This is a genomic window from uncultured Dokdonia sp., from assembly GCF_947492815.1.
GTDB lineage: Bacteria > Bacteroidota > Bacteroidia > Flavobacteriales > Flavobacteriaceae > Dokdonia.
In genome coordinates this window covers 108,469-121,472 of record NZ_CANLOB010000010.1, presented here as the reverse complement: position 1 = coordinate 121,472, position 13,004 = coordinate 108,469, and the positions used below count along the sequence as shown (strand labels likewise).

Below are 13,004 nucleotides of genomic sequence, written 5' to 3'. Positions count from 1 at the left end.
TGATCTTTTTAAGAATGAAATGGTTTCTCAGGATTACGTAAGTAAGGTTGATCTTCAGTACTCGTTGGAATTGCATTTTCAATTTTTTCTTTGGTAGGGAAGATTGAGAAAAGCATGATTAACACCAATGCTACTATGACTATAAAAAAACTATTATTTGAACTAGAATACGAAAATAGTGAAGCAAAGCCTATTATTTCTAGCATTGCAATTTTAATAATATGAGTGGTTTGATACGTTGCTAGTTTTTTCTGTAGCCTATCTTCAACTTTTAATTTACTTAACATTGAAGTGCCTAAAAATCGTCCTAGTGCAATAGCCCCTATAAGACCTATAGGTATTATAAATTCTTTGGGTTGTTGCGTAAATGATAATGGAGCAAACTCACCAGATAATATATTAGCTATAAAGACTGTTGCCATGGTAAAACCAGCTATAATCGCTAAATGAATGATACCAATAGTTTGTAAAAAGCCTTTGTAATTACCAGCCCCAGTTTGTTGTTGTGACATATGAGATTATTTAAATCGTTTCTCTCCATCATTGATTTCTATCCAATATCCGTCTGGATCTTGAATATATATTTGTTCTATTGTATCCGGTCGAATTGAGACAGCTCCTTTTTTGCCAGGCCAATCATAATAAGTAATGCCTAAACTATTCAGATGGTTTATAAATAAAGAAAGATTAGCTGTTGTTAAAGCTAGATGTACTCCTTTAGGAATTTGTAAATCAAGCTTTTCTACACTAATGATGTGAAGCTCTTGATGTTCTCCAAGTCGAAACCATTTAATGTGGTCAAGTTGTGTTCCATTGTAAATCTCTTTGATACCAAATATAGATTGGTAAAAGGTAACACTTCTATCTAAATCAGTAACATTGATAGCATAATGATCAATAGAAAATTTCATAGCACTGTTTTTGTCTTGCCCATAAGATGTATAACAACAACTTATGAGCAAGATGAAAATATATATTTTATTCATTTATTTTTTGATAAATTTTTGAACCGAATCTCCAATAGAAACAAAGTATACACCAGAAGTAAGGCTTGAAATATTGATTGCTTGTGTTCCAGCTGTCTGTATATTTTGGACAATTACTTGACGTCCTAGCAAATCATATACATAGATTGTATTTGCCTGTACATTTGGAGTTGTCGTAATGTTTATTTGTGTAGTTGCTGGGTTAGGGAATACACCAGAAATTTCAGAAGAAGTTGTTATATCATTAAGCCCTAAAAGCCCTTCACCTTCTCTAATAATAACAGTTAAGTTACCGTCTACATTTTCTGCAGTATCTACAATTCCTGAAGGCCATGTTACCGTAATTGTTTCTATCTCATCTGCGGCACCTAATCCAAAATGTGTAATTAAAGAGTTCTGAGTTCCGTAGCTTTCTCCAGCACGTACCTCACGTACTTGTGATCCCCATGGGCCTTGTATTTCCACACGAGCACCTATTCCATTGCTGTTGCTCTCGACACCTTCTAATGCAATTTTAATCCAGTTATTATCATTTCCATTATTCATAAAAACCTGATCAGAAATCCCAGAAGGGTTATTAAAACCGTTTGCATATCCAGCAATCAGATCAATAAAACCATCATTATTTAAATCTCCTACAGCAGCACTCTGAATTTGATCATTACTATTTGGAAATGGATTGGTAACTGCTGTAAATGTTTGGTCACCATCATTTAATAGTAATTGATGCGTTCCATCTCTAGTCGTTAAAATAATATCAATAAACGTATCGTTGTCATAATCTTCCATCATTACTTGTATTCCAAGTCCTAATGCATCTAAGTTTGCAGTAACTCCAGAATCTAGTGTAATATCTGTAAAGGTGCCATCACCATTATTTTCAAATATTTGACTACGTACAAAGTGATTCACCATTACGGCATCAAAATCTCCATCATTATCAATATCTTCAAAATTAGTTGCCCATGTTTGTGTCATAGGTCGTAAACCAGCATCTTCTGCAACCTCTGTAAAGTTATTAGAGCCATCGTTTTGGTATAATACATTTAAACGACGAGGATCTGTTGGGTCTCCTTGTGCTTGTAATCTACATTTAGAGATAAATAAGTCTATATCTCCATCATTATCATAATCTGTCCAGATAGAGCCATAATTTCCTGAATTATCAGATTCACCTGCACTTACGGCATTAATCATATCTAAATTATAGGTGAAACTTCCGTTGCCGTCATTTTCATAAGGAGAGGAAATACCGTCATCATGACACGCAAAATAGTCTATGGCACCATCATTATTGATATCTGCAAAATTGGTGTTTTGTACAAAAATATTTGGCCCTCCAAGTGTAGTTAGTGAGAAATCTGTTCCATCTTCATTTGCTGTAAGAAGACGTAATCCATCATAACTACCTCCTACAATAATATCATTAAAACCATTTTCATCTACATCGGCGATAGAAATTCCCCAAGGGCTTCCAACGTTTCCTACTTGGAGTCTATCATAACTTCCATCAGGTTGTTGATATTCAATTTGAAGATTGATACCATTATCTAATCTAATAATATCATCCAATCTATCATTATTCATATCGACTACAGCCATAGCGACACCGCCAGATAAGGTTGTATTTTCAAGGATACTGGTAGCTTCTGTAAAAGTTGTTTGTGCTTTCGCGAAAGTGGATACCAAAATAATTGCTGCCAGAGAATATAGTTTTCTTTTCATAGGTATAGGATTTGTGTAAATATAGTTTTTAGTTATTAATTTCCGTTGATAGGTGGTGGTCCTGCTGGCACGATAGCCTCGTATACAGCATCTCCTTTACGCTCTTTGTATTCGTTTTTTACATTTTGTAGTAACGTAGGATCTTCAAATAAATCTAGCATGGTCATTCCCATTGCTTTACTGGCATATACCATTCCTTTATGACCTATAGACATTCCTCCGCAAGCAACAACTGCCCATGAATGCCATGGAGTATCTTTAGGAGCTGTGGTCACACCTAGATTGATATTAGGAACATTCCAACTTACATCTCCTACATCAGTACTTCCTCCACCTGGATGTTCTTTGGTATCTTCTATAGGATTGATATCACTGTCCATTCCTACTTGAGGTTTTCCAGTGACTTCCTGTATCTTTTTTCCGAAGGCTTCTTCTTCTGCAGTATATGTGATAGGTCCTAATAGCTCTAGGTTTTTTTGCATGGCTTTCCCTCCAGATCTATTGACAAGGACTTCATATATTCCAGAGATAAGAGATACTTTATAATCTACATTGGCCATAATAGCAGCTCCTTCTGCCATTTTTTGAACACGTTCATATACAGGCATCATGCCTTCACGTTTGGTATCACGGACACGCATCCATAATCTAGAGTAATCAGGAACTACATTTACAACCTGACCACCATCTTGGATATGATAATGCATACGTACGGTTGGCTTTACATGCTCTCTGTAGTAATTGATTCCTGTTGTGTATAATTCTAAAGCATCAGATGCGCTACGACCATTCCAAGGATCGGCGCTGGCGTGTGCTGCTTGCCCGAAGAATTCAATTTTAAAATCAACGAGCGCTAGGGAGCTTTGTACATCGGCTTTGGTAGCAGCAGAAGGATGCCAAGAAACATTAGCATCTACACCGTCCCAAATCCCTTCGCGAACCATCCATATTTTTCCAAAGAATTTTTCTTCAGATGGGGTTCCCATGAATTTAACGGTTCCTTTTATTTTTCCAGCTTCAATAAGCTCTTTAATGGCAATAGCAGCACCAAGACTTCCTGCGCCAAAAAGGTTATGACCACAGCCATGACCAGGTTGTCCTTCGGTAAGAGGATTTTTAGTAGGCTCTGTTTTTTGGGATAACCCAGGTAAAGCGTCAAACTCTCCTAAGACACTTATGACAGGACTTCCAGAACCATAAGTAGCTACAAAAGCAGTAGGCATTCCCGCGACACCTCTTTCTACGTTGAATCCTTGTTTTTCGGCATAGTCTGCTAGTATTTTACTAGACTGTGTTTCTTCAAAAGCTGTCTCGGCGAGTGCCCAGATATTATCTGATATTTCAATAAGGGCTTGCTCGTGTTTTTCAACAGATGCGATAATAGCTTTTTTGTTTTTTGATAGTTTTTGTGCAGAGACTCCAAAAGAAATGAGCAGTGCGCACATAACAAGGTAAACGTGTTTCATAAGAAGCTTGAGTTAATGGTGGCTTCTAAGATAAGGAAAAGCTAGGAGTAATTGGTTATTGAGGTGTAGAGGAATATGTAGAGGTAGAACGTTTTATGAATTTTATTTTAATAATAAGTAAGCGTATAATTTTCTGTTGATCCGTCTGATAGATCATTTTCTTCTGCCGTGACAATTTGACCTTCAGAATTATATGTGTATACAAATGTACTTGTAGAAGATTGTTGATCAGTAAATGTAATAGATGTTAGATTATTAGGTAAATACGGGAAATCATAATATATACTATCACTGAATGACCAACCACTTCCCCAAAAGGTAAATATAAAATCTGATAAATAGATGGATTCTAGTTGATTAAAGAAAGGATTTGCATTTGTGTCATATGTATATTCATATGTTTTTGTCAATTCATCTGTATCACTATCATACTCTTCATTTAATATCAAATCCCCATTAGAATCATAGGTGAAAATCTTATAAAAATAACTAGTCTCTAATCGAATTACTCTGCCTAATTCATCTACATCTACAATAACTTGAACAGAAGAGCCAAAATCAGCAATTACTTGATTCCCTTGATATGTGGCAAGTGCATATTCCCCTTGATTGTGGCCAAATTCAATCAATCTTCCATCCGAATCATATACATAAGAGAATTGAATATCTAAGCTAGACCCAGGTTCTTCAAATTCATAAATGCCTTTATACATAATAGCACCATCATTGTTGTATGTATATGTAATATTAAGATTCCTATCAGAATCGTTCCCAGATGCTTTTATTAGCCTATCGCCATCATATTCATAGGTTATTTTAAATCCATCATCAATAGATCTCACTAATCCAGGATTTGAATTGTTATTCTCATCAATTTCTTCTTCTATTTCCATCTCCATCTCTTCTCCTGTAGGGTCTACATCATCATTACTTGAATTACATGAAAGTAGTAAGCATATACAAAGAATTGTAAAAAGAGATTTTGAAATAGTCATGAAAAATGTATCTTTTTAAGAGCACTTCTAAGATAAGAAGATAACTATCTAATAATGAATTTTTTGGTTGTTTTTTATAAAGCTCAAATTTTTAAACCAATTTAAGAAAGAGCGACGTCTGTAGGGGATTTGATGGTCAGTTAGAATTTTTTTGAACTGATCTAACTCGTTCCCCTTCATTTCAATGATTTCTTCAAATAACGGATTGACTTCCATTGAATATTGGTCACCAGTTGTTTTACTAATTTCTATATTTTTAATGTCTGAGAGTAAGAACTCAGATCGAATATCATTCTTTAGAAATACAACCTTCTCATCATCAAAAGATATTTGCCCAATTCTTGTAAAAAGAGAGCTATTTAGCATATTAAGTATAACAGATATAAGAACAATACTAATCAAAATAATAGTGATTGTTCTGTTTTTAGGTAGTATAGGAACACCTAAGAGGTCTAAAGACATTATAGTAAAACCTACTCCAGTAATCAGTTTATAGTATGGAGAAAAACCTTTTAGATTTTCAAAATATTCTGTTTGTATAATATCAAATGTCATATAAATATACTACGTGATTATAACTGCCATCATAACAGTTGTATATAATGAGTGTATGTTACAGATAAAATGTTACAAAGGCATAAAGAATAACTGCTTCTATTATTTAGGAATCATCAAATCAGCTTCACTTAACGTATATGTTAGTTCAGGATATATAAAATCGGTATTTCTATTTTCTTGTCCTCTTAAGATAAAAAACTCTTGTCGTTGATCCTCATCTGCTAGTGTTAATGGGGTTCCATTTGAAAAGTATGGAACATCATCTTTAAACTGAACATATGTTTTCGAAGTTCTAAAAGTAGTTCCTAACCATTTGTTATCTTTTTCTAATGGTTTTTTGCCTTTGACTTGCTCTAGTATAATCTTATGTTGAAACTTGGTATTGGTAGCTACCGAAAATAATATTACTGAATTATGGGTCAATAAGAATTCAGATGCTGCTTTAGTTTCTTTGTTGATGATCTTGAGTTTTCTAATACTTTGTTCAGAAAGTTCTTCTGGATATTCATAACAAGAAAAAAGCCCGATATATGAGTTAGGATCTAGATCCATAGATTGATCTGAATGATATCCCATTTTGGTATACTGACGATCGTAAATTTCAATTAAGGCATTGTTGAAATCTAGTGAAAGAATATGATTTAATGCCTCATTTTGAGTCGCTCTATTTATAGACGTTATTACGTGATGATGAATAGGAGAGAAGTTATATGCAGGAACTGTATACTTTGTTGTAGTTCTCACTATAGGAACACCTTGGTCACTTACATGAACTAAATGATTCCCTATTCTCCCTTTACCTACATTTTCAAAATGAGTGGTATCTTTTAATTCCTGAAAAATATTAGTTTCCAAAGGAAGCGTAATTTTATAAAAGCCCATGTCATTCATTATTTTCTATATTAATAGATAGGTTTCTCATAATCTCCTGAATTCATGCTAAAATGAACATTACCATACTTGACTCTTTTTTCTGTTTTATTTTCCTCATAATAGGATTCTCGTAAAGTATCCATAGTTTTTTGAGTCATTTCCTCTAGTTTTATTAATTCACCTTGTTCTTTGATATAGGTTTGATCATTTTTATAAACAGCTTCTAGGTTAGAACAGCGTACTACATATCCCATCCTGATAGGTATTTTATCTATATTTAGAACTGACGGTCTAATTTCATGAGTATACAATCTATTTGTAGAAAGCGGAATTAAAAATGCAGAGTTTGGGTATAGCGTAACACTGAATTCTTTTTCCAAGGAATCATCATCAACAGTATTTTTTAATTTAAATAGCAATCGTGTTAATCCACTTGTTTGTTTATAACACCAATCATACGGGTCTGTTTTGGAAGGTTGTAAATGCTCAAAATTAGCAGTATCATAAAAAGTACAAAACGCAATAAGCCCTTCTTTAGGCATGTCTTTTGTTTTATCAGAATGCGCTTTAATTTTTGCTTTAACTTCTTTCTTTTTGCCGTCTGTTTTTTTCTTGTTTAGGTATATTTGAGCAAGTACATGATTTAATTTTGTCTCTTGTTCAAAGTCATACGTGATAGCATTGTTTAATAATCCTACTATGTGATGATCTGTATTTCTGAAATTATCTGTAGGCCCTGTCAAGTTACTAGAACATCGCAATAAGTGAAAATGTAACGATTCCTCTTTATCCTTTGATACCTCAGACAGATAAATCCCTTTTCGTAAAGCTGTTGATTGCTTGTTAGATTCTGTGAGTTCTTGAAATGTGTGTTCAGATTTTATAGCATTAAAATAATCATTATCACCAAATAATTGTCGGTAATATACTCCTACATTATAAATAGAAATAGGTACTTGCCCTAGTGTAATTAGAGCAGTGTTTTTTGTGTCAAAATCTTCATAATTAGAGGATAGCTCTTGGATGATATATAGAGGTTTTTTTTTGTATTCAAAGTTGTTTAAGTTCCCACATACATAAAGTCTCGTGTGGTCTTTGGTTCTTTTGATTTCTGAAATGTTATCTATAACAGTTCCACAAAAATGTTCAATTAGATACGTTAATTCATCTGTCTTGTCTGTAATATCAGACAAAACCAAAAGAATGTTTTTATCTTTTGAAATGTTGTTTTCAGTATTCATTTTTATTTTTAAACTTTTAGTTTTTTTCAATAAATAGGATTATGTATTGAATAACACCTCAAAATATACCATAAAATTTAATACAAATGAGTAAGATTTTTTTCAGAATGTATATCACTCCACAGTCTCTTTATACACTTTCAAGCAACGCTCCTGCGCCATTTTATGATCTACCGTCATAGGTGGGTAGGTAAGCTCTTGTAGCTTTAGAATGCACGTGTTAATATATTCTTTTTGCTTGCAAAATTTGCTAATACATATATAAAGCCTCGTAAGTTATAAAGAAATTTGAATCAATATTACCAAACTCCTTGTAGACTATTGATTATTATAAATGTTAGTAATAACGCTAATAAATACAAAAAAATCTGCAAGACTAATCTGATAGATCGGTCCTTTTGCTTTTTTAGATATTTCTTGAAAAATATTTTTTTAAGTAGTAGAAAAATGATGATTGAAGGTAAAACAATCATCAAAATAAAGATTACTAAATATATCCATATAGAGCCTCCGTGTACAATTATCATGGTATAACTTTTACTTTTTAGTAGGTTTTGGTTTTAAGCAAGAAACATAATCTAGGCTTTTTTGTAAGTATTCAGATAGTTGTTCAGTATTTTCTAATAAGTCATTAGGTATCGTAACATATTCCTTCATCACTCTACCATGTTGTTCCAAGAGTTGACTGTCAAAGTATTGTATAAAATTAATTCTGTCATTTTCAGAAAGACGTAATCCCATAGTTCCATTTTTTGATAAAAATGAAAACATATGACCATTTATAGATGTATAGGGTGTAGTTTTTCCTTTTCTTTCAATTTCAGGATTGCCTTTAACAACTTTATTATAAAGTGTTAGTTTGTCTATTGGGATTTCAATTTTTGATTTGATCACGTCCTGACTCCTCTAATGTGTAACTAAAATACACTTTTTAGAATTAGAAGACAGTCAGAATAAAAGAGGTTTTGTTTATGTCACCCCACTGCCTCTTTATATACTTTCAAGCATCGCTCGCGTGCCATCTTATGATCTACCATCATAGGAGGGTAGGTAAGTTCTTGTAATTCTGGAACCCAGGTGTTGATATATTCCTTTTGTTTATCAAACTTATCAATTTGCGTGATAGGATTAAAGATTCTAAAATACGGCGCTGCATCAACACCAGAACCCGCTGCCCATTGCCAATTTCCTACATTGGCACTCATGTCATAATCTAATAATTTTTCTGCAAAATAGGCTTCTCCCCATCGCCAATCAATTAAAAGATGCTTACATAAAAAACTCGCTACAAGCATACGTACACGATTATGCATAAAACCTGTCGTATTTAATTCTCGCATACCTGCATCTACAAAGGCATATCCTGTCTGACCATCACACCATTTTTTAAAATCCGCTTCATTATTACGCCATTCGATACGATCATATTTGGGTTTGAAAGCCTTGTCTTTGGTATGTGGAAAATGCCAGAGAATCTGCATAAAGAATTCTCGCCATATGAGTTCGCTCCAGAAGATTTCATTTTCTTGTGCAATGGCTTTTTTGACCATTTGGCGTATACTCACCGTACCAAAGCGAAGATGAGGTCCTAATCTGGAAGTACCATTTTCTTTTGCAGGAAAGTTACGCGTTGCTTCATAATTTTCGATGAGATGTTCTGTAACGGTGTAGCTTGGGACCTTGATTGCTGCTTCCTCAAATCCCATGGCTTCTAGGGTGAGATTAGGTAACTCACGATCCTGTATTAGATTTCCTAGATATGTAGCAAGATTATATTCTTTTAGATCAACTTCAGGGTTAAAGCGCTCTTTCCATTTATTTTTATAAGGCGTATATACCACATAGGGTAAGCCATCATTTTTTACAATCTCATCTTTTTCAAAAATAACTTGATCTTTATAGGTGTTAAAAGATATACGCTCCTGCCTGCCGGCGAGACAGGTTCGCGAAAGCAAACCCTTTATCTCTTCATCTCTTTCTCGCGCATAAGGCTCGTAATCGTGATTTGTATACACACCTTGTATCTCATAGGTTGTAGATAGTTTTTCAAATACAGCTTCGGGTGAGTCATAATAGAAAGCTATCGCACTTTGATGTTGTTCTTGAAGTTGCTGACGCATGTGTTGGAGTGTTTCAAAAATGAATGTCACCCGAGGATCGTCTTTTGGAAGTTTATCTAAAATTATTTTATCAAAAATAAAAATTGGAAGTACAGGGAATTCTGATTGTAAGGCATGATATAACCCTATATTATCATCCAATCGTAAGTCGCGTCTAAACCAAAAGATGGTTACTTTTTTCATTTGATCTTTCTTATTTCATTTCCGCACTTTGACTTTACTCAGTATAAACTCCAGCGGAAATCTTATTTAGTGTTTTTCTATGCACTCAGCGTATGTTTTATCGCTTCGCTTTCCCTTTGGTCGTGAACCTGCCTGCCGGCAGGCAGGTCTCGCAAGCTCGATTTCGTACTTCGGCTTTACACTTCGACAAGCTCAGTGTGACATTCAAAATATACTTTTGCTTACCTGCCTAAATAGTTTCAGTATACGCTTTCGCGAAAGCGTACCAAGTATGATTAGTTGACGTTTAATGTACTCATTCCCCCATCAACGCCTAGTACTTGACCTGTGATCCAACTACTTTCATCACTTAGTAAAAATGAAGCAACATTGGCAATGTCTTCTGGTGCGCCAACACGCTTTAAGGGATGTCTAGCATCCATCATTTCTTTTTTCTTGTCATTACTTAAAAGACGTTTGGCAAGTGGTGTATCTGTAAGAGAAGGTGCAATTACATTGACACGTAATTTTGGAGCATACTCAGCCGCTAGTGCTTTTGCAAAGCCTTCTATTGCTCCTTTGGCAGCGGCAACACTTGTATGATACGGCATTCCTACTTTTACAGCGACAGTACTAAAGAAAACAAGACTTGCTTGTTCTGATTTTTTAAGATGCTCCATCACTTGATGTACGGTTTTGACCATGCTTAAGAAGTTGAGTTCCATATCACTTCTAAACACATCGGTAGAGAGCATTTTGAATGGTTTCAGGTTGATCGTTCCTGGGCAGTATACAAATCCGTCAATATGATCAGGTAATTCAGAAAGATCTAGTTCATCTTTTTCTGCATCATATGCAATATGATTTACATCTAGATTTCCTAGATTCTCATTAGTTCTAGAGGCTACATATACAGTATGTTGTGTGTGTAGTTTTTGAGCAATTTCAAAACCAATCCCGTGGCTACCGCCTATTAAAAGTATATTTTTTGACATGTGTATTATATTATAAGTTATGAAGTAGGAGCTTTAAATTCTCCATAGAGTTCTATTAATTTCTTTTTTCGATATTCGAAAATCTCATTGAGTTTTGGCTTTACCAAGATAGGATGTACGAGTTGCCCCAAAATTCCCATCGGGACTTTATAATCTACAATATCTTCCATTTCGACACCGCCAGGAATCTCTTTGATAAAGTGTTTGTGATGCCACAATGCATAAGGACCAAAGCGTTGCTCATCTACAAAATATTTATGATCCTGTACATGTGTGATTTCTGTAACCCATTTGGTCTTTATCCCTAAAACAGGCGTGACTATGTATTGGATAATTTGCCCCGGATACATGGGTCTATCTGCTCCTGATAAGATTTCAAACCCCATATAATCTGGGGTAATGGTCTTTAAGTTTTTGGGATCAGAAAGCAAACTCCACGCTTCATCTAAAGAAATAGGGAGATTTTGCTTTGCATGTAATGTATATATTTTCATAGTCTATCTAATAACAGACCATAAATGTATTATTATTTTGTTTAAGAATAAAACATATTTGGTTAAACAAAATTAAAAATTTGATTACGCTATAAATTCAAGGCTATTTTTTCACCTCCTTCTTTGATAGATTGATAAATGGCTTCAACAATTTTAAGGTCTCTTAAGCCCATGCTACCAGGGACTTTATTAGGAAGTCCTTGAGTGATATGTAATGCAAAATCATCCATTTGCAATGCTTGTTGTCTTTTATGGAGGAATGTGATTTCATTTCCTTTAGAGGTACGCCCGTGTAGTGGACCATAAGTATAAGCAACATCCAATTCAAACCATCCCTTATCACAGGAAGCATATAAGCGGTCTGCTTTAGCATTATGTGATGTAAATATAGATCCTACAGCACCACTTGGAAATTCAAATTGTGCTGTAATCGTCTCATCGGTATCTTTAAAATAATCAGGTTTTGTACTAAACTCTTGTGCAGTTACAGAAATAGGATTTTCTCCTGCGCCATAGATAGCTCCTTGTATGGCATAAACCCCCATATTCATTAAAGCACCACCTCCGGATAATGCTTTATTCAAACGCCATTGATCTGGATCAGGATTTCCATAGGATGGATATCCAGCTTCTGTAGTGATGAAATTAATCTTACCGAACTCTTTTTCTTTGACGATGCGTTGTATTTCTTGGGTATGTGGTTCTGAGTGTAATCGATAGCCAACGCTTAGTTTTACATTTGCTTTTGCACAAGCATCAATAATCGCTTGGCATTCTGCAACACTAACAGCCATCGGTTTTTCGCAGATCACATGTTTACCTGCTTTGGCAGCTCGGATACAAAAATCGGCATGCATGGCATTGGGTAATACGACATATAGAATGTCTATATTATCATTGTTTATGATGGTGTCAAAATTGTCATAGTTGTAGATATTCTCTTTTGGAATATTATATTTTTCTGACCAGATTTTCTCTTTTTCCGGGGTTCCTGTGACAATACCAGCAAGATGACAGTGGGTAGTTTCTAATAGGGAAGGAGCGAGTTCATAGGTACTGTAAATGCCTAATCCAACTAACGCAACACCTAAACTTTTTTTGTTCTCTGAAGACTCGAAAGCACACGCTAGTGGAATGTTACTTAATAATGCAACGCCTCCCACTGCTTTTGATAGTTTTGAGTTAAATGTTCTTCTATTCATATCGTATCCTTTTAAAGCTTTAGAAAGTTAGGCAATTCTTTTGTAAAGATTAGGTCGGTATAGTGAAGAAGACTTAACGTTTATGGATTCATTCATAAGCATGAAGACGTTTATAAAAGTATACTTGCCTAAATGAACGCTCTCATTGACTCGTTTTAGATTTTATTCAGACCTTGTTACTATTACA

Annotated in this window: 13 protein-coding genes; all 13 read right to left on the bottom strand. The window is 34.5% G+C overall.

The window, feature by feature from the left end; translation table 11 throughout:
- Positions 1-8 precede the first annotated feature (8 nt).
- The 13 genes from Q1A01_RS11600 to Q1A01_RS11540 all read right to left on the bottom strand — a co-directional run bounded on the left by Q1A01_RS11600 (position 9) and on the right by Q1A01_RS11540 (position 12,817).
- Positions 9-512, bottom strand: a complete 504-nt coding sequence (locus Q1A01_RS11600) for a hypothetical protein (RefSeq protein WP_299680647.1) — start codon at positions 510-512, stop codon at positions 9-11.
- A gap of 6 nt (positions 513-518) precedes the next feature.
- Positions 519-911: a VOC family protein gene (locus Q1A01_RS11595; protein WP_299680644.1), complete on the bottom strand. Its 393-nt coding sequence runs from the start codon at positions 909-911 to the stop codon at positions 519-521.
- A gap of 75 nt (positions 912-986) precedes the next feature.
- Entirely contained in the window at positions 987-2,711 is a 1,725-nt protein-coding gene (locus Q1A01_RS11590) for an FG-GAP-like repeat-containing protein (RefSeq protein WP_299680641.1), read from the bottom strand.
- Between the two features lie 35 nt (positions 2,712-2,746).
- Positions 2,747-4,177, bottom strand: coding sequence for an amidohydrolase (locus tag Q1A01_RS11585; protein WP_299680638.1), 1,431 nt, complete (start codon positions 4,175-4,177; stop codon positions 2,747-2,749).
- 107 nt (positions 4,178-4,284) lie between these two features.
- Positions 4,285-5,172 (bottom strand): hypothetical protein, encoded by an 888-nt coding sequence (locus Q1A01_RS11580; protein WP_299680636.1) that lies wholly within the window; start codon positions 5,170-5,172, stop codon positions 4,285-4,287.
- 48 nt (positions 5,173-5,220) lie between these two features.
- A complete protein-coding gene (locus Q1A01_RS11575) occupies positions 5,221-5,727 on the bottom strand; it encodes a hypothetical protein (RefSeq protein ID WP_299680634.1) in 507 nt (168 codons plus the stop codon).
- 102 nt (positions 5,728-5,829) lie between these two features.
- Positions 5,830-6,612 (bottom strand): alpha-ketoglutarate-dependent dioxygenase AlkB, encoded by a 783-nt coding sequence (locus Q1A01_RS11570; RefSeq protein ID WP_299680631.1) that lies wholly within the window; start codon positions 6,610-6,612, stop codon positions 5,830-5,832.
- 20 nt (positions 6,613-6,632) lie between these two features.
- Complete coding sequence (locus tag Q1A01_RS11565) at positions 6,633-7,844, bottom strand: hypothetical protein (protein WP_299680628.1); 1,212 nt, start codon at positions 7,842-7,844, stop codon at positions 6,633-6,635.
- Between the two features lie 537 nt (positions 7,845-8,381).
- On the bottom strand, positions 8,382-8,738 hold the full coding sequence (locus Q1A01_RS11560) for a hypothetical protein (RefSeq protein WP_299680626.1): 357 nt from the start codon (positions 8,736-8,738) through the stop codon (positions 8,382-8,384).
- A gap of 80 nt (positions 8,739-8,818) precedes the next feature.
- Positions 8,819-10,147 carry a deoxyribodipyrimidine photo-lyase gene (locus tag Q1A01_RS11555; protein WP_299680624.1) on the bottom strand — a complete coding sequence of 443 codons (1,329 nt, stop codon included), beginning with the start codon at positions 10,145-10,147 and terminating at the stop codon, positions 8,819-8,821.
- A gap of 275 nt (positions 10,148-10,422) precedes the next feature.
- A complete protein-coding gene (locus Q1A01_RS11550; protein WP_299680622.1) occupies positions 10,423-11,121 on the bottom strand; it encodes an SDR family oxidoreductase in 699 nt (232 codons plus the stop codon).
- 17 nt (positions 11,122-11,138) lie between these two features.
- On the bottom strand, positions 11,139-11,615 hold the full coding sequence (locus Q1A01_RS11545) for an SRPBCC family protein (protein ID WP_299680620.1): 477 nt from the start codon (positions 11,613-11,615) through the stop codon (positions 11,139-11,141).
- 89 nt (positions 11,616-11,704) lie between these two features.
- Complete coding sequence (locus Q1A01_RS11540; RefSeq protein ID WP_299680618.1) at positions 11,705-12,817, bottom strand: Gfo/Idh/MocA family oxidoreductase; 1,113 nt, start codon at positions 12,815-12,817, stop codon at positions 11,705-11,707.
- Between the last annotated feature and the right edge of the window lie 187 nt (positions 12,818-13,004).

What these genes read in the sequence shown, in the direction of transcription:
- Q1A01_RS11600 (WP_299680647.1), bottom strand. Translation starts at nt 512, where the DNA reads ATGTCACAACAACAAACTGGGGCTGGTAATTACAAAGGCTTTTTACAA.
- Q1A01_RS11595 (WP_299680644.1), bottom strand. Translation starts at nt 911, where the DNA reads ATGAAATTTTCTATTGATCATTATGCTATCAATGTTACTGATTTAGAT.
- Q1A01_RS11590 (WP_299680641.1), bottom strand. Translation starts at nt 2,711, where the DNA reads ATGAAAAGAAAACTATATTCTCTGGCAGCAATTATTTTGGTATCCACT.
- Q1A01_RS11585 (WP_299680638.1), bottom strand. Translation starts at nt 4,177, where the DNA reads ATGAAACACGTTTACCTTGTTATGTGCGCACTGCTCATTTCTTTTGGA.
- Q1A01_RS11580 (WP_299680636.1), bottom strand. Translation starts at nt 5,172, where the DNA reads ATGACTATTTCAAAATCTCTTTTTACAATTCTTTGTATATGCTTACTA.
- Q1A01_RS11575 (WP_299680634.1), bottom strand. Translation starts at nt 5,727, where the DNA reads ATGACATTTGATATTATACAAACAGAATATTTTGAAAATCTAAAAGGT.
- Q1A01_RS11570 (WP_299680631.1), bottom strand. Translation starts at nt 6,612, where the DNA reads ATGGGCTTTTATAAAATTACGCTTCCTTTGGAAACTAATATTTTTCAG.
- Q1A01_RS11565 (WP_299680628.1), bottom strand. Translation starts at nt 7,844, where the DNA reads ATGAATACTGAAAACAACATTTCAAAAGATAAAAACATTCTTTTGGTT.
- Q1A01_RS11555 (WP_299680624.1), bottom strand. Translation starts at nt 10,147, where the DNA reads ATGAAAAAAGTAACCATCTTTTGGTTTAGACGCGACTTACGATTGGAT.
- Q1A01_RS11550 (WP_299680622.1), bottom strand. Translation starts at nt 11,121, where the DNA reads ATGTCAAAAAATATACTTTTAATAGGCGGTAGCCACGGGATTGGTTTT.
- Q1A01_RS11545 (WP_299680620.1), bottom strand. Translation starts at nt 11,615, where the DNA reads ATGAAAATATATACATTACATGCAAAGCAAAATCTCCCTATTTCTTTA.
- Q1A01_RS11540 (WP_299680618.1), bottom strand. Translation starts at nt 12,817, where the DNA reads ATGAATAGAAGAACATTTAACTCAAAACTATCAAAAGCAGTGGGAGGC.